This window comes from Methylophaga sp. F7 (assembly GCF_056863975.1).
In genome coordinates, this window is the sequence record NZ_CM166511.1 from 2,280,618 (window position 1) to 2,296,505 (window position 15,888).

The following is a 15,888-nucleotide window of genomic DNA, read 5'->3' on the forward strand; positions in this document are numbered from 1 at the left end:
TGGTGGATTATCTCAACTAAACATGAATTCAGACTTAACATCTCTAAAATATATCGGACGCTTTGCACCGTCTCCCACTGGCCCACTGCATTTTGGCTCTTTGGTCGCTGCAACCGCCAGCTATCTGGATGCACGTGCACATAATGGTAGTTGGCTGGTGCGAATGGAAGACCTTGATAAACCTCGTGAGGTACCCGGTGCAGCTCAGGATATTATTGATACGCTGATAAGCTTTGGTTTTCAATGGGACGGTGAAATAATTTATCAAAGCCAGCGTGATGATATCTATCGTCGGGCACTTGAAAAATTAATCTCACAACAATTGGCCTACCCATGCGGTTGCAGTCGTAAAGAAATTAACGCTGCTGCCCAAATGGGTATTGATGGCCCTGTTTATCCTGGGTTTTGTCGTCATGGTTTGCCAGAAGGGAAGCAACCAGTTTCCTGGCGGTTGCGGGTAAATAATGAAAGTATTGATTATGAAGATCGTGTTCAAGGCAAACAATCTCAAATTCTCGGTCAGCAAGTCGGTGACTTTGTCTTGAAACGGGCAGATGGCTTATTTGCCTACCAACTTGCGGTGGTGGCTGATGATGGGCTGCAAGGGGTCACACATATTGTGCGTGGTGCAGATTTGCTCGATTCAACACCGAGACAGATTTATCTGCAACAGCAGCTGGGGGTTAAATCCCCGGAATATGCCCATATACCAGTGGCCACCAATCTTCATGGTGAAAAACTCAGTAAGCAAACCCGGGCACAACCGGTAAAGCATAGAGACAGCGGAGCTGTGTTGTGTCGTGTGTTGAATTTTCTGGGGATGCAACCACCAACGGATTTAGCCCATGTCCCGCTGGATATCTTATGGGAATGGGCCATTCAGCATTGGAACGTTCAGCTGGTCCCCAAAATTCGGCGCCAGGTGACGTTAATTCCGGCAGAAAACGATTAATCTGTTTCGCTATTCATATGGAAATAAACGTATAACACCACTATCGCCTTTGGCATCACAAATTAACCAGATCTGTTCGAAAGGATGTTTGTCCGGTAACACTATTTGATGGCGATGTTTTTCAAAATTCTTTTGTTGCCATAATGAATTCATATTGCGTAACACCAACCATACCCTCTGGCTGTGGTATTTTTTCTGCGATTTAGTAGTAAGAACAGCATTCAGCGATGCAATTAACCGATTGTTAATGGGTAATTCTGATAGCTGGTGTAAGGCAGCTAATATCCTGTCTTCTGCTGCTCTTCCAAGGATTAACTTTGCCTCTGGTTCACTACCGTAGATATGCGCAATCTCCAAATCAAGCTGTGTGCCATTGAGATAACATGAAACATCCGGTTTGCGCGGCAGGTTATGCCAGATATGTCGCATCGGTACAGCAAATTGTTTTTCGTACAACCGCATAAACAATTTAGCTGCTTCATGTTCCAGATGAATTTTTTCCTGAATACTGTTGTTCATGGAGACTCATCCAGAATCCGTTATTCACTCTATCTTTGGCTCAGGCAAAAGTGGTGGACTATTTTCCATATAAGTAAGGTAACTGTGCCATATCTGATGCGTTCGTAATTTTGTCATCCGAATAGAACAGCTTAATCCCATGATGCTACGGATAGTCCCATCTCTCCAAATATTATAGATGGAACCGCATTGTTCCTGACGATAGCCGAGCCAATTTTGCTGGGCCTTTTCAATCGATTCTACAATCACTATATCATCAGCATAACGGGCTCTGGCTTCGGCAAGATAATGTTGCATTTCAACCTCTTGCTGCTCTAATTGCTCAGCCATGCAAACACCAATCTCATAGGTTGTGTTGGCATTTTGGCAATTTTCTGCAGCTACTACAGGAGCTGAAACACACAATAAAAACAACCCAATGATTCTCATCACGACTCCTGGGTGAATCAGGCAAAAAAAAACTTATATCTCTTCAACAACACAGACATTACGCCCCTGCTTTTTGGCTTTAAACATCGCAGCATCAGCACGTTTAAATACTTTTTCGGTATTATCACCCTGATGAAAAGTAGCTACGCCAGCAGAAACGGTAATGGGCACAGGTTTGCCATCATATAGAAAACGTGTGTTGCTGATTTCTTCGCGAATTTTATTGGCCAGAACCATGGTTTCAGCTAATGCGGTCGCAGGAAATATCCCGACAAATTCCTCTCCACCAAATCGAGCAACAAAATCAATTTCACGGGTAGAAGTCGATAAAATCTCGGCAATACGAATTAATATCTTATCGCCTGCCAGATGGCCAAGATTGTCATTTATCTGTTTGAAGTTATCAATGTCCCAGACCACCAGGCTAAGCGGATGTTTGTAACGCTGCCAGCGAATGTATTCTGTTTCCAAAGCATCCATCAGAGCCTGACGATTACCGATCCCAGTCAACGTATCTTTGCGTACCATTTCATGGGCTTTGCGAATACCATCCTGTAAGGATTTGGTCTCAGATTCCAGTTCCTGTAACCGATCTGTCAGCTTTTTGATTTCTAATTGTGATTGATAATAGCGTGTCTGATCAGCGTTTCGATATTCATCTACCGCTCCGCTCAGTGCTGTCAAACGTTCACGAATAATCGTCTTCAACTCACGCGGTTCACTGGCAACATCAATTTGTTTGTAAATATCATCCAGTCCGGCATCAACCTTTTGACCAATTTTCTGTCGTTGATTAAAGGCTTCTTCTTCGTCTTTCACTGTCACCCGCAGCAAATCATCAAGCTCATTAATGCGCTCACTTAACGTGGCAAGAAAAGCCCGGTATTCAAGTTGTTGAAGCTGAGCTTGAGCTCCCAGCGAATTAATCAGCGCAGTCAGGGCATCAATAATTTGCGGTAAGTTCTTTTTATCCGGCTGGGATTGCAATTGCGCATGGATCTCACGGAGTTGTTCGTTGAACATTTCTGGCAACTGCAGATTATCAATCATACTGCACAGCAACTGAGTGACTTCAATAGTACGTTTCTTAAAGCCGATTTTCTGCAACAGCCCTGAACGAGGTTTTTCCTGGTCCGGTGAAGCAGATACCTTAACGTTAATCGCTTCCAGTAAAGACACAAAATCCGGTAACAATTCACGGGTTTGTTGGTTGGTAGCATCTTTCAGCTGAATTAGCAGATTATCAACAGCTGGCTTTGATTCTGCTGGTATGGTTAACGATAACAGCAGATGACGTAATAATTCTGAAGCATCGGAACTCTGCGGACTTTCATCCATTTGGTTGATAAATTGCTGTATTTTTTCGAGGATATCGCTGATCCGACCAACATCTTTATTACTGCGTAATTCCTTTCGCAGTGAATGCAGCTGTTTATCCAGGACAGGATTAATCCCTTCAGAGACCAGGGCAAGTCGTCCAAGACTGCGTTCCAGAAGTTCGGTATAAGTTGTCTGTTTTTCTTCACGTGCAAGCAGCTCGAGATATTTGTGCTTCCATTGTTCGAGTTTACTTTCCAGCTCTTCTGCCGCCATTGGTCCGACCTTTGTTATAGGCAATGTAGGATTTATTCCTTTTCAGGAATCTTACATCAGCTGTGCATGGATCTGAACTCATAATTTTCCGCAATGTGATGCAAGCCAAGAACGCTTTAACAAGTTTGAGAGCCCTGAAACAGCATCAAGCTGAGAAATATTGATAATGACTATCCCATGTAATGAACCAGAATCTGTTGTGTCGTTCATATCCACCACTGCAGGAGGTTATTTTTGTGTCTGACAAAGTGGAGATGAGAGCTCATCAAACCCTAGTGGATATTTTTAACCCGTTGCAGCCTTAATGCATTTAACACAACAGAAATAGAACTGAACGCCATTGCTGCACCAGCCAGCCACGGGGCCAGTAAACCTGCTGCTGCAATAGGAATACCCAAAGAATTGTAGCCAAATGCCCAAAACAGGTTTTGTCGAATATTTCGCACGGTCAGATGACTTAACTGAATGGCAGTATCAACGGTATTCAAATCAGCCCGCATCAACGCGATATCCGCTGTTTCAATCGCCACATCGGTACCACTTCCCATTGCAATACCAACATCTGCTTCAGCCATTGCCGGGGCATCATTGATACCATCCCCCACCATTGCCACGACTTGTCCCTGCTGACGTAATTCACGGATTTTATCGGCTTTGTGTTCTGGCAAGACTTCGGCAATTACCTTATCAATACCCAGCTCAAGAGCAATGGCATCCGCTGTAAGCTGATTATCTCCGGTCAACATAATGATCTGTAAACCGCGTTTTTTAAAGCGGTAACAGCTGATTTGGCGGAATCCCGAATCGTATCAGCCACAGCCAGTAAGCCGATTACCTGCTGATCTACTGCAATCAGCATGGCGGTTTTCCCCTGTTTTTCCAGTTGCTGTTGCTGAGTTTGCCAATCACCCATATCGATATCGTGATCCTGCATCAGTTTTTTGGTTCCCAAACGGATCTGGGAAGTTTTGCCGTTCACCTCAGCATTACCCATCACCCCATGACCACTCAGGGCGGTAAAGTTCTCAATCAATACACTCTGAGTTTTTTGGGGTTTTAACCCATCAACAATAGCCTGTGCCAGCGGATGTTCTGATTTGCTTTCAATAGCGATGACGATGCCAGCGATAACCGATTTTTCATAATCTTCTGCCAACAAAAAATCCGTTAATGCCGGTTTGCCCTGGGTCAACGTACCCGTTTTATCAAAAACAATCGCTGTCAATGATTGAGTTAATTCGAGCGTGTCGGCTTGTTTGAATAAAATGCCAGCTTCAGCCGCCCGCCCTGACCCGGCCATAATCGAGGTTGGTGTAGCCAGCCCCAAAGCACACGGACAGGCGATAACCAGCACGGCCACCATGGTTTCCAAAGCTCTGCCACTATCACCGGGGGTAAACCAAAACCACCACAGTAAAAATGTAATCAGAGCTATCACCACAACCACCGGAACAAATACACCCGAAACTTTATCCGCCAGACGCTGTATCGGCGCTTTGGAGCCCTGAGCCTGTTCAACTACCCGAACAATTCGGGCCAGTGCCGCTTCTTCGCCCAAATGGGTAGCGCGAACCCGTAAAAAACCATTTTTGTTAAAGGTGGCACCCACCACTTTGTCATTGACGTTTTTTTCCACTGGCATGCTTTCACCGGTCAACATGGATTCATCTACAGCCGACTGACCTTCGACTATCACTCCATCAACGGGGATCTGTTGACCGGGTTTAATCTGCACAATATCGCCCTGTTGCAACTCTTTTACCGAAACCAATAAGGTCTGACCATCTGGTGATTCGCGTGATGCCTGTTGAGGCTGCAGTTTTAATAGTTTGCGAATAGCCTCAGAAGTATGGCCTTTGGCTCTTGCTTCAAACCATTTGCCTAATAAAATTAACGTGATCAATACCGCACTGGTTTCAAAATACAGACCATCATGCGCTGCTATCGCACCAAATTTGAAGGTAAGCCAGACACTGTAAAAATAGGCAGCTGATGTGCCCAACGCTACCAACACATCCATATTGGCACTGAGATTTTTTAAAGCGTAATAACTACCACGATAAAATTGCCAGCCGATAATAAACTGCACTGGCGTGGCCAAGGCCATTTGTACCCATGCATTCATCAAAACTGTTGGAATCGGCAGATCACGGGTCCAACTGAAATGACCGATCATGCTGTAAAGCAGCGGCAGAGATAAAATTGCTGCGGCAATAAATTTATATAGCTGGATTTTCTGCAAATCCTGCCGATTATCCTGCTGGTGCTCAATATCAATTAATTGCGCTTGATAACCGGCTTGTTCAATGGCTTTTATCAACACATCTGCTTCAAGCTGTTCGCCACGAATCGTGGCCTTTTCATTGGCGTAATTCACCTGCGCCGACTTCACCGAAGGCGTTTTTTTCAGGGCTTTTTCGATGGTGTTCGCACAGGCAGCACACCGCATGCCGCTGAGTTGCAATTGCACAATTTGCTGAGCCATTTAATGTCCTGTTGCTGAAAAATTAGTGGAGCGTTCTATTAAAACAAGTTTACAGGGGCCAAACCCACAATATTACCGGTAAGGCTGTCAGAATCACCAAAATAGATAACGGTAAACCAAGCTTCCAGTAGTCAGTAAAGTTATAACCACCGGGCTCCATGACCAATGTGTTGGATTGATGAGCAATCGGAGTCAAAAAAGCACAAGAGGCACCAATCGCCACGGCCATCAATAACGGGTCTGCCGAAACATCCATGCCGCTGGCCACACTCAAGGCAATTGGTGCGGCCAATATCGCCGCCGCGGCATTATTGATAATATTCGACAGTAACATTGTTGCCACCATCAGGATCACCAACGTCATTGCCGGTGGCGTGGACTCCGACATATTAAGTAATAAAGTGGCAATTAACTCTGATCCCCCCGTTGTTTCCAATGCCTGACCCACTGGCAACATCGCCGCCAGCAGCACAATCACCGGCAAATCCAGACTTTTGTATAACTTTGCAATCGGCAATAAACCCGCAAAAAACATCGCCACCACCCCTGCCACCATTGCCGTTGCAGTGGAAACAGCATCAAACATAATCAACAGAATTACGCCGATAAAAATGAGCGAAGCTATGGCCACTTTCCGCGGTTGCCCAAGACGTAAGCCTCGCGATGCCAAGGGCAGACAACCCAGCTCTCCCATAACTGATTTGAGCACGTCCTCATTACCTTGCATCAGCAAAATATCGCCAGCGACAAAGCGGATTTGATGCAAACGTTGTTTGAGCTGATGACCTCGACGTGCCACAGCAAGAATATTGACGCCGTAACGTTGGCGGATTGACAGACTGCTTAAGGTATTTCCAACCAAAATCGAATCATGCGCCAGAATAGCTTCGGCCAAATCCAGAGCTTTGGTTTTGCTCGAATCTGCCTCGTCGGCTTGCTCTTCAGTTTGCTCATTGGTTTTATCGCCGATAAGCTTCAGTCCCGTGACATCGGTAAGCGCTTTCAGGCTGTCGGAATCCGCTTCAACCAACAACACATCGTCCTGCTGTAACACTTTATACATGGAAGGTGTATTAAAGCGCTCTTCACCACGTAATAATGCCAACACCGTGATATCAGCCTCATCTTCTACTGCAGCGACCAAATCCATCAGACTGCGTCCGCTATAATCAGATTGTTCCGGCACGGTGAGTTCTGAGAGATAACTGCTGATCTCGAATAATTCTTCTTCACTGTTACTGGCCTCACGCTTAGGCGTCAGTAAACGGCCAAATAGCACCAAAAAAATCACGCCGACAATCGTAACTGCTGCGCCAACAGGTAAAAAATCAAACATGCCGAATGCGGGTGAATCTGTTTGAGCACGATAACTGGCAATAATAATATTCGGTGGTGTACCAATCAGGGTCAAACAACCACCCAATAACGAACCAAACGCCAGAGGCATCAAAAACATTGATGGCGAATGTCCGCTCTGCCGGGACATCCAGATCGCCACGGGCATTAGTAAGGCCAATGCACCGACGTTATTCATAAATCCGGAGCAAACTGCCACGGTCACGGTAAGCGCGGCCATCTGAATGGTTGGATGACTGCCCACTCGGGTCAACTGGCGAGCAATGACATCGACCACACCGGCATTAACCAGTGCCTGACCAAGAATTAATACCGCAGCCACCGTCACCACCGCTGGATGTCCTAAGCCGGAAAAGACATCATCTGCGGGAATCAGACCGGTTAACGCAACAGCTAACAGGGCCAACACCGCCACCACGTCATAGCGCAGCTTATCCCAGATAAACAGGCCCAGTGTTGCTGCCAGCACGGCAAAAATAATGATTTGATCAGTGGTCATAAGATTCCTTTTAAACCGCAATATAACAGCTTGTGCCGAGAACGACGTTAGTACGGGTTAATGTAAAAATAAAGTCTTAAGCCCTGATCATGCCTGTCTGCATCTGCTAGACTCAATGCGATATTTCATCATTGAAACAAATTGAACCCCGGAGCATTTATGGCCCATGAAGAGCTGCACCTGAATTTACGTAATCTGACCCTGGAGGATTACGATCAGCTCAAAATTCTGATGGACACAGTATACGACGACATCGGCGGTGCCTGGCCGCAACCCACGATTGAAGGATTAATTAATCAGTTTCAGGATGGACAGATCTGCATTGAAGATTCGGGTGAACTGATTGCTGTGGCATTAACCGTTATGGTCAGTTATGAGCGATTCAGCAATCCGCATACCTACGATGATTTAATCTTGAAAAATGACAAAATCTGGCATAACCCGAAAGGAGATTCGTTGTATGGTCTGGATGTATTTATTCATCCGGAATATCGGGGTTATCGGTTAGGGCGTCGTTTATATGAAGCGCGTAAGGAATTATGCCGTTCAATGAATTTACGCGCTATTCTGGCCGGTGGACGGATCCCTAATTACCATAAATTTGCTGACAAGCTTTCACCTGCAGAGTACATCGATCAAGTTTCACGAAAAGAGATTTATGATCCGATCCTGACTTTCCAGTTATCCAATGATTTTCAGGTCATGCGGTTGATGCATAAGTATCTGCCGGAAGATGAGAAATCTCTGGGCCATGCCACATTGCTGGATTGGAACAATATTCTTTACACCCCACCCACTTCGTTATTGGATGTCAAAAAAACTCAGGTTCGTCTGGGCGCCGTGCAGTGGCAGATGCGTGAGTTTCATTCGGTTGAGGAAGTGCTTAAACAGGTTGAATACTTTGTTGATGCATTGTCGGATTACAAAAGCGACTTTGCCCTGTTTCCCGAGTTTTTCAATGCCCCATTAATGGGACTGACCGATCAAATGGATCAGACTCGGGCAATCCGATACCTGGCGAGTTTTACCGAACAGTTCCGCGACGAAATGTCGGAAATGGCGGTCAGCTACAACATTAATATCATTACCGGCTCAATGCCATTACTGGAAAATGATCGGGTCTACAATGTGTCTTATCTTTGCCATCGTGATGGCCGGGTCGATGAACAGCGTAAAATTCACATTACCCCGCATGAGCGCCGTGACTGGGTAATTGAAGGAGGCAATAAATTTCAGGTTTTTGAAACCGATGCCGGTCGTGTTGCCATCATGATCTGCTATGACATTGAATTTCCTGAACTGGGCCGTATTGCTGCTGATCAGGAAGTTGATATTATTTTTGTTCCATTCTGGACTGATACCAAAAACAGTTATTTGCGGGTTCGCCATTGTGCACGCGCCAGAGCGATTGAAAATGAATGTTATGTTGCGATTACCGGTAGTGTTGGCAACTTACCGAAAGTGGAAAACCTGGATGTCCAATATGCCCAATCCTCGGTATTCTCACCGTCTGACTTCGCCTTCCCCCATGATGCAATAATGGCTGAAACCACGCCTAACAGTGAGATGATCATGTTTTCCGATCTGGATCTGGAAAAACTCAAACTGGTACGCAATGAAGGTGCCGTCAATAATCTGAAAGATCGCCGGGCCGATCTTTACGAACTGTTTATCAAACCAAAAGATTAAATACCTTATCGCACCCTTTTATTTGGGTGCGATAAAGATAGTCTGGTAAGAAATATCGGACTGCGGTCCGTCGATAACCTCGACATTAAAAGTCAACGGGCTGATGCCGCTTTGCAGCTCTGATTCCGGCACCCGGACCAGCGCAGTCACGGTTAGTACTTTGGCGGGCTCTAAAACATAAGAGTCATGCACCCCATGCAGACTGGCCCCCTCCAGACCTTCAATCTGATATTGCACTTCAATCGGCACATTCTGCTTGTTGAGCAATTTCACCGTATAGCGGTTCTGTATCGAGCCATCACTGAGGCGCACAAATAAAGGCTGACGGTCCGGTCTGACACTGAAGTCGGTGGCCGATAAGGATAAAAAGCCGTAGGCTATACCGCCCAGTGACGCCAGCAGGATCAAGCTGTAAATAATCACCCGTGGACGCTTGTACAAGGGTTGTGGTTTGCTGTGACCTTGCAGCTCGGCATAGGAAGCATAACGAATCAAACCACGGGGTTCATTAATCTTATCCATTACCGAATCGCAGGCATCAATACACAAACCACAGGTAATACAACCTTCCTGCTGACCTTTACGAATATCAATGCCGGTCGGACAGACATTGACACAAAGTTTGCAATCTATGCAGCTGCCTTTACTCGGGTCGGTCTCACCTTTTTTCAGTTTGCCTCGTGGCTCGCCCCGCTCAGCATCATAAGCGGGCAAAATTGTATTCTGGTCATACATAACCCCCTGTAAACGGGCATAAGGACACAACCAGAAACAAACCTGCTCACGCATAAACCCGGCAAAAACATAGGTAAAAGTGGTAAAGATTGCCATCGCAATCCACACCGCAATATGCGCCTGGAAACTAAATACATCACGCCACAACTCAAACGCATCAGTGAACCAGGCTGAAAAAGTCAGCCCGGTTAACAAGGCGATAGCCAACCATAGCGTGTGTTTACTGATTTTTCTCAGTAGTTTACTGACCGACCATGGCGCTTGTTTGAAACGTAATTGTTTTTGAGGAGTATTGCCTTCGAGTTTGCCTTCAATCCATGTATAGATATCGGTCCACACTGTCTGGAAACAAAAGTAACCACAGAAAACCCGTCCGGCAACGCTGGTAACTGCCGCCAGCAAAATGGCAAAAAACAACAACGTCAGTGAGAGCATCCAGATATCCTGCGGAAAAATCGTCAGCTCAAAAAAATGAAACTGACGATTGGGAATATCCAGTAATACCGCCTGTTTATCATCCCAGCGGATATACGGCACCAGAAAATAAAACAGCCAAACCGACATACCAAACCATTTCAGGTTACGAAACCGGCCTGACATACGTTTTGCGACAATTTTCTCGCCGCCGGCATTCACATCCCAATCGGCCATTTCCTCATAGATATCGCCATTTTTTTCCATAAAGTGAATAGGTTGTTCAGTCATAATTATTTCACCTCTGGGGTCAAATGATGTGATGTGATGTGGTGGCGGGCTGAATTAATAATCCGCGCAAGATACTTAATGCCTGTGACAAAGTCGCATGATCCGGCGACAATCCCAGCGACAGGCGCACGGCCTGTCGCTGATTGTCAGTGAAACCAAAACTGTTACATGCCACCACCGATACGCCCAGCACGGTGGCTTGTTCAGCAAAGGCCTGGGCCTGCCAGCAACTGGGGAGCTGTAGCCAGATATGATGGCCTTCCTGATGACTGTAAAAGTCCATTCCCGCTAATAATTGGCTGGCAATCTGTTGACGCAGACGGTTTTCTTCCCGAATGGCTTCAGCAAACCGGTTAATACGTCCATCGTAAATCCAACGTGTCACCAGCGCAGCCATCAATGGAGATGCCATAACGCTAATCGCTCTTAATACATTAGCGAGGCCCAGTGCCTGTGAGTTACTGGGAGCAATCACATAGGCCAGCCGCAAAGCGGGCGTGATACATTTGGAAAGTGTCCGTACATACCAGGTACGATCAGCTGCTAAATCGACTAAGGCTTTAACGGCCTCCGTCTGCAGCGGCGAATAAGGATCATCTTCAATAATCGTGATGTCATATTCGTTGGCAACGGCAACGATTTGCTGCCGACGGGTTAATGACATGGTGGCAGTTGTCGGGTTATCCATCGTCGGCACCAGATAAATTGCCTTGATTCTGTGATCCCGACATGCCTTTTCAAATGACGCTGGAAGTACCCCTTGTTCATCCATAGCTAAAGGCTGCAATACCAGTTCAAGCTGTTCAGCAGCCGATTTCAGGCCGGGATAGACAAACTCACCACAAGCAATGATATCACCGGGTTTTGCCATACAATGCAAAATGGCATACAAAGCTGACTGTGCTCCACCGGTGATCAGTGTGCGTTCTGCCGAGACATTCGTTATGGTTTGATTTAGCCAGCCCGAGGCAGCACTTCGATCATGTGGGTTCCCGGCACTATCCTGATAATGCATCTGTAATACCCGGTCGGCTCCGGAAATCAGCTGGGCAATACCTTGTGGAATATGTTGCTGTAAACCGGCTGACTCAGGCTGCGGGGGATTATTCATGCTCAAATCCAGCAATGGACGAGACTCAGAGATATGGGAAATAAGTTTGCTTTCGACATGCTGTCGAACATAACTGCCACGCCCGGTGGTCGCATCAATCAATCCACGCCGGCGCGCTTCGTTAAATGCACGGGTGACGGTGGTCAGATCCACATTTAAGCTTTCGGCCACAGCGCGTTGCGGTGGTAAACGATCACCGGCTTTGACATAACCAGAATAGATATCGGCTTCCAACGCTTCCACAATACCAAGATATTTGGATTTAGCATCGGTTTCGATTCGGGCTTTCCACAAGTGCATAGGTAAATTCCTAGGGGCTATTTATCTTTCATCACCACCACTGCTGGAGGCTATGAAAGATAAACAGCCCCTAACATTTAAGCTACAGGCTAAGCACTTTCCCGGACAAAAACAATTTTATTTACATACAAAAAAAGACAATGTATGGGAATATTGAACGGAAAAATGATATTGTATGGAAAAATAGCGTGTTAACGCTAAATTTGTCGAAAATACCCATACAATTTTTTACAACACCGTTAGCGGATTTGAATTTTATAAGTTTGCGTTGCGCAAGAAACTCAATTGATTAAAAAAGTTAATGAGGTTTAAGGGCCAAACGCTTTTCGGAAATAGTTTGTTGCCACTCGGCCACTGGTGCAGGCCTGCCAAAGTGATAGCCCTGATAAACATGGCAGCCAAATTTTTCCAACAGAACTGCCTGCTCTTCGGTTTCCACTCCTTCAGCGATCACCGCCAAATCCAGGCTTTGTCCCAACGCAATGATGGTGCTGACAATTGCTTCATCGTTTGGATCGGTCAGCACATCCCGGACAAATGACTGATCGATTTTCAGTTTATTCAGTGGCAGTAATTTTAGATAACTTAACGACGCATAGCCGGTGCCAAAATCATCAAGTGCAAAACGCAAACCACGTTGGCGCAAGGCATTCATCCTCTCGATTGTCTGATCAATATCTTCAATTAAAAGGCTCTCGGTGATTTCAAGCTCCAAATGATTTGGATTGACATCTAACTCTTTCAGACAACTGTCGATATAGTCAATAAACTGCATATGTCGGAACTGCCGTGGGCTGATATTGACCGATAAAGTAAGATTTTGCATTTCAGGTAGCTTCGCCCACTGCGCCAAAATCTGACAAGCCTCTCTTAACACCCAGGCGCCCAGAGGAATTATCAGGCCGCTGGATTCGGCAACCGGGATAAAGTCGACCGGTGAAATAAAGCCCTCAACCGGATCATGCCAGCGAAGTAGGGCCTCCATGCCAACATACTGCTGGTCACTGCTGATTTGAGGCTGTACATACAATTCAAGTTGCTGAGAAGCAATGGCTTCTCTTAATTTGCGTTCCAATTGACTGCGACGATTAACTTCCATCTGCATAACCGGATCAAAGAATCTCAGACTGTTTCGGCCCGAGGCTTTGGCTCGGTACAAAGCCATATCAGCTTCCTGTAAAAGACGCTCAACATCTCCCTCGGCATCGGAGAACAATGCTATACCCAGACTTGCGGAAGCAATGTACTGAGTTTGTTCAAGTGCAAATGGCATGACAAAATCCAGCAGAATTTCCTCGGCGTATTGTTGTACAAGCGCTTCTACTTCTCCCCGCGCTTTACCCATTTTAGGTTTGACGATTACAAACTCATCCGACCCCAATCGAGCAGCCAGATCATGTGGCAATAATCGAGACTGAAGTCGTTTTGCGACGCCTTGTAATAATAAATCTCCAGCGTGATGTCCCAAGGTATCATTCAGGGTTTTAAATGAGTCCAGATCGACAATTAGTAAAGCACCTTCCATTTCCGATTGGTGGCCTTCTGCCAGCGAATCCTCCAGAAACTCCATTAACAATCGGCGGTTGGCCAGACCGGTCAGAGAATCATATAACGCCAGTTTACGAAGCTGTTTTTGAATTAACAGATAATCGGTAATATCAGTGGAAATCCCACATAAAGCGTAAATACTGCCATCTTCCTGACGCAATGGTAGTTTGACCGATAAAAATGTTTGGGGCTTATCTGAACCAAGGACGGTATTTATTTCTTCTTCAACAATCCGTTCGCCTTGTTTGATAACCCTTAAATCATGTTCCTGCAACGTTTTACAGGTATCCCGATCAAATAGAATGGCATCGGTTTTACCCAGAATCTCTTTTTCGTCCAGCCCAATCAGTTTGCAGACATTTTTATTTACATATTGATAGCGTAACTGCAGATCTTTGATGTAAATATGAGCATCCACACTATCAAGAATCACGTTGAGATTTTGTTGGGTCTGACGCAGAGAAATATTTTTTTCCTTTACACGGCGACGCATCAACAGCAAAAACATTAAAGCACTGAGAAAACCGACTACCAAAGCAATAAGCAACCACCAGATTTCTTTTGGAATCGTCATCTTGCTAGTAGAGCTGTTCCATTTTTTTAAGACCGTAAAGTACGGCGAATTGGCATCTGCCTGCCATTGTTGTAAGTAGCTATCAATTGCTTTTAACACCTCTCCATGTTTATTTTTGGGGACAGCAAAAAATAATCGACTCGGTTGAAATACCACTGGCGTTGGTCTTAAATTCAGTTCTGCCGCTTTAAGCTCACTGATAAAATTATTAGCGGTGACAGCATCGGCAATGCCATCCGATAAAGCAGCGAATGCTGCCTGTTGGGTATCAACAACAACAAAGGTGACATCAATATTGAAATTTTCAGCTAATTGTCTAAGGTAATCGTATTGAATGGAGCCCTTGAGCAGTGCCAGGCGTTTACCATCCAGTTCCAACAGACTGCTGAGGTTATGTTCACGATTTACGTAGATCTGCGACCAGCTGAGTAATGCAGCCGTATTATGAAAATCATAAAACTCAGTTCGCTCTGAGCTGGTTGCCACATCAGGTAATAAATCAATTTCCCCTTTAGCAAGAAGCTCCAGACAATCATTCCAGTAGCAGGGTACAGCAACCAGCTTCCAGTTTTCCTCTAACGCAATAACCTGTAAAAGATCCCCCAGAATGCCACTCACCTGTCCGTTTGGGTCCATCACCAATTTGGGTGGGTTTTCATAAACACCCACCCGTAAAACAGTTTCCTCAGCCCACAATTTGCCGCTGGATAGGATGGCAGATAACACCACCAAAAACCTGAATAAATTGGCTAGTTTTGTGTTTGAACTCATTATGGGAATAGCCGCCGGGATAGAGCACCATTTATACCAGATTATAGTGCTCTCATTGAGCAAATATAATTAATCAATCTGCAGTGACAGGCCAATGCATTACGGGTTGGTATTGCGGCCCATGATCGGTGGAAACTGATTTCATTAATACCAGCTGTTCTGCTTTAAAATTAACTGGGGCAATGGGCACGTCTAGAGATTCACTGGCTTTTCGCGCCAATGTAATATGGGGTAGGTAAGGTTTTACATCGACTTTAATATCTGCCTGACTGGCGATATGCTCCAGTTGGTTCACCAGGTTATACAATTCACTGCTTGGAGCACGACTAGTCAGGCAAAATATCTTTGGACCATCCCAGTATGACAGGTGATCAAACTGCATATCTATTGCCGGGAAACGTATTGAGTCAGTCTGTTTTAACAGTGCATCTAATTGTTGTTGGTCTAGTTGGCCGAGAAATAACAATGTCTGATGTAAATTGGCGGTGGTTTGTAATTTCAGCGAGGGATCTTCCGGCAGACGTTTCATAATGTGCTGAATCTGCATCCGTGAACTAGTATCTGGAGACAAGGCGAAAAAATATCTGCCTGGTGTTAACGGGGTGTTTTGTTGTGAATTCAT

The 15,888-nt window shown here is 45.5% G+C and carries 10 protein-coding genes and 1 pseudogene; 2 read left to right on the top strand and 9 right to left on the bottom strand.

From position 1 onward, the window contains the following. Window positions 1-22 precede the first annotated feature (22 nt). A complete protein-coding gene (gene gluQRS / locus AC08OG_RS11435) occupies window positions 23-952 on the top strand; it encodes a tRNA glutamyl-Q(34) synthetase GluQRS (protein ID WP_482929564.1) in 930 nt (309 codons plus the stop codon). A 9-nt stretch (window positions 953-961) separates the two neighbouring features. On the opposite strand, the gene AC08OG_RS11440 is transcribed toward gluQRS, so the two are convergent. From AC08OG_RS11440 to AC08OG_RS11460, 5 genes and pseudogenes are all read right to left on the bottom strand, one after another. Further along, window positions 962-1,471 (bottom strand): hypothetical protein, encoded by a 510-nt coding sequence (locus AC08OG_RS11440; RefSeq protein ID WP_292353814.1) that lies wholly within the window; start codon window positions 1,469-1,471, stop codon window positions 962-964. Between the two features lie 24 nt (window positions 1,472-1,495). Next, window positions 1,496-1,900, bottom strand: a complete 405-nt coding sequence (locus AC08OG_RS11445) for a lysozyme inhibitor LprI family protein (protein ID WP_292353812.1) — start codon at window positions 1,898-1,900, stop codon at window positions 1,496-1,498. Window positions 1,901-1,933: 33 nt separating this feature from the next. Next, on the bottom strand, window positions 1,934-3,517 hold the full coding sequence (locus tag AC08OG_RS11450) for a GGDEF domain-containing protein (RefSeq protein WP_482929565.1): 1,584 nt from the start codon (window positions 3,515-3,517) through the stop codon (window positions 1,934-1,936). Between the two features lie 248 nt (window positions 3,518-3,765). After that, window positions 3,766-5,978, bottom strand: a pseudogene (locus AC08OG_RS11455) (heavy metal translocating P-type ATPase). Between the two features lie 49 nt (window positions 5,979-6,027). Then, complete coding sequence (locus tag AC08OG_RS11460) at window positions 6,028-7,833, bottom strand: SLC13 family permease (RefSeq protein WP_292399933.1); 1,806 nt, start codon at window positions 7,831-7,833, stop codon at window positions 6,028-6,030. Window positions 7,834-7,992: 159 nt separating this feature from the next. Here AC08OG_RS11460 and AC08OG_RS11465 point away from each other — a divergent pair, with 159 nt between their 5' ends. Further along, complete coding sequence (locus AC08OG_RS11465) at window positions 7,993-9,522, top strand: bifunctional GNAT family N-acetyltransferase/carbon-nitrogen hydrolase family protein (protein WP_292353805.1); 1,530 nt, start codon at window positions 7,993-7,995, stop codon at window positions 9,520-9,522. Window positions 9,523-9,540: 18 nt separating this feature from the next. Here the strand turns inward: AC08OG_RS11465 and ccoG are convergent, their stop codons facing one another. The 4 genes from ccoG to thpR all read right to left on the bottom strand — a co-directional run bounded on the left by ccoG (window position 9,541) and on the right by thpR (window position 15,888). Next, window positions 9,541-10,962, bottom strand: a complete 1,422-nt coding sequence (gene ccoG / locus AC08OG_RS11470; protein WP_482929566.1) for a cytochrome c oxidase accessory protein CcoG — start codon at window positions 10,960-10,962, stop codon at window positions 9,541-9,543. Between the two features lie 19 nt (window positions 10,963-10,981). Beyond that, window positions 10,982-12,373, bottom strand: coding sequence for an aminotransferase-like domain-containing protein (locus AC08OG_RS11475; protein WP_482929567.1), 1,392 nt, complete (start codon window positions 12,371-12,373; stop codon window positions 10,982-10,984). Window positions 12,374-12,671: 298 nt separating this feature from the next. Then, window positions 12,672-15,266: an EAL domain-containing protein gene (locus tag AC08OG_RS11480; protein ID WP_482929568.1), complete on the bottom strand. Its 2,595-nt coding sequence runs from the start codon at window positions 15,264-15,266 to the stop codon at window positions 12,672-12,674. A gap of 73 nt (window positions 15,267-15,339) precedes the next feature. Beyond that, window positions 15,340-15,888, bottom strand: coding sequence for an RNA 2',3'-cyclic phosphodiesterase (gene thpR, locus AC08OG_RS11485; RefSeq protein ID WP_318989398.1), 549 nt, complete (start codon window positions 15,886-15,888; stop codon window positions 15,340-15,342).

What these genes read in the sequence shown, in the direction of transcription:
- AC08OG_RS11480 (WP_482929568.1), bottom strand. Translation starts at nt 15,266, where the DNA reads ATGAGTTCAAACACAAAACTAGCCAATTTATTCAGGTTTTTGGTGGTG.
- thpR (WP_318989398.1), bottom strand. Translation starts at nt 15,888, where the DNA reads ATGAATTCACAACAAAACACCCCGTTAACACCAGGCAGATATTTTTTC.
- ccoG (WP_482929566.1), bottom strand. Translation starts at nt 10,962, where the DNA reads ATGACTGAACAACCTATTCACTTTATGGAAAAAAATGGCGATATCTAT.
- AC08OG_RS11475 (WP_482929567.1), bottom strand. Translation starts at nt 12,373, where the DNA reads ATGCACTTGTGGAAAGCCCGAATCGAAACCGATGCTAAATCCAAATAT.
- gluQRS (WP_482929564.1), top strand. Translation starts at nt 23, where the DNA reads ATGAATTCAGACTTAACATCTCTAAAATATATCGGACGCTTTGCACCG.
- AC08OG_RS11465 (WP_292353805.1), top strand. Translation starts at nt 7,993, where the DNA reads ATGGCCCATGAAGAGCTGCACCTGAATTTACGTAATCTGACCCTGGAG.
- AC08OG_RS11460 (WP_292399933.1), bottom strand. Translation starts at nt 7,833, where the DNA reads ATGACCACTGATCAAATCATTATTTTTGCCGTGCTGGCAGCAACACTG.
- AC08OG_RS11440 (WP_292353814.1), bottom strand. Translation starts at nt 1,471, where the DNA reads ATGAACAACAGTATTCAGGAAAAAATTCATCTGGAACATGAAGCAGCT.
- AC08OG_RS11445 (WP_292353812.1), bottom strand. Translation starts at nt 1,900, where the DNA reads ATGAGAATCATTGGGTTGTTTTTATTGTGTGTTTCAGCTCCTGTAGTA.